At 58.7% G+C, this 1,368-nt stretch carries 1 protein-coding gene; it reads right to left on the minus strand.

Annotated features, from left to right (window positions below; translation table 11 throughout):
- Nucleotides 1-351: 351 nt before the first annotated feature.
- Nucleotides 352-1,071, minus strand: a complete 720-nt coding sequence (locus PQR42_RS45450) for a glycosyltransferase (protein ID WP_408393935.1) — start codon at nt 1,069-1,071, stop codon at nt 352-354.
- Nucleotides 1,072-1,368 lie beyond the last annotated feature (297 nt).

A 1,368-nucleotide genomic window follows, 5' to 3' on the forward strand; every position in this document is an offset into this window, starting at 1 on the left:
TCCCTTTCTTTGCCGCCGCAAAGAAAGGAAGCAAAGAAAGCGGCTTCACACCGCCAGCTTATAAGTGGGTCTCTCGCGCAGTCGCGGTAGTGGTGCATCTGGAATCCGGGTTCTCGCGCATTCGGCCTCGGTGACAAGGGTGTCATCCTTCCCGCCTCGCACTTCGTGCTCGCCGGAACGGTTCGCTGGAAACCAGTGGCTTCGTTTGCGCGCTGGGGGGGGCCATCGGCTTCGCCTCGGCGAGACGTCGTAGAGGACTTTCGGTTGCGCTGCCGTCAGCGTTTGATGCGCTGTTGTTGGCGCTGGACGCAACCTGTACGCCGGCGAAAATTTGTCCGTCCAGTGTCGCCTCTAGCAGCCGCGCACGCCGCCCATCGCCTTGCATTGCGCGTAACTGATCATCCGGAAATGCCGGTCGCCCTTCATTTTCACAATGACCTTTGAATCGTCGGGCGGGATTTCTCCGAACATCTCGAAGTGGAATGCGAGCGTGCTCACGTAGCAGAGGGTCGGCGTGATTGCGTGGGCGCGCGTGTAGCCACCAGTCTGCACGGCGTTCCAGAATACCTTGTCGCCGACGATGCTCTCGTGCGCATCCTTGAAAAGCCATGCCGAGCACGCGGGAAACGCGGCGCGCGTCAGAAAATAACAGTTCGTATCATTGAAATCGACGCCGTTGGATTCTTTACAGACGCCAAGCATGCGGCCGTCGATCGTGAATATCCTTCGCGTCGCCGTGACCACCTGCGCCCCCGTTTCCTCGACGATCATGCGCATCGCTTCGACGTGGTTTGGCTCGTACCAGTTGTCGGCATCAAGAAAACAGATGGCATCAAATCCACTGGCGGACGCGCAAGCGGCGCCGACGCCGCGAGGCGTGTCCCCATAGTCGGCGTGATTGGGAACCTTGATGTGGATCACACCTTCCCAGCTATCGATGTCGGAGACAGGGAATCCATCGGCGACCATAAAATGAGTCACATCACCGGACTGTGCACGGACGCTTTCGCGACATCTCCGCAAAACGTGAAGCGGCTCTTTGTAGTAGGCGCTAATGACGGCGACTCGCATCAAGAAATTCCGTAGGGTCGATGGAGCGCTGGAGTATAAAGACGCGTGCCCGCTGACGCCGTCAGTACAGTAGGAAAACAGTCACAGAAATCGCTGCAATTCGCATGGAGTGTGACCACAAGCCCATCAAATCCGCGACGGCGCGCGCAGCGCCGCCGGAAGAATGACGCCCTTGTCACTCACGCGGAATGTGCGAGAACACTGATTCCAGATGCACCACTACCGTGGCTGCGCGGGGGACCCGCTTATAGGCTGGCGGTGTGAAGCCGCTTTCTTTGCTTACTTTCTTTGCGGCCG

Source organism: Paraburkholderia sediminicola (genome assembly GCF_046027355.1).
In the GTDB taxonomy this organism is placed as follows: domain Bacteria; phylum Pseudomonadota; class Gammaproteobacteria; order Burkholderiales; family Burkholderiaceae; genus Paraburkholderia; species Paraburkholderia sediminicola_B.

Coding starts and splice junctions, on each gene's coding strand:
- PQR42_RS45450 (WP_408393935.1), bottom strand. CDS start 1,071: ATGCGAGTCGCCGTCATTAGCGCCTACTACAAAGAGCCGCTTCACGTT.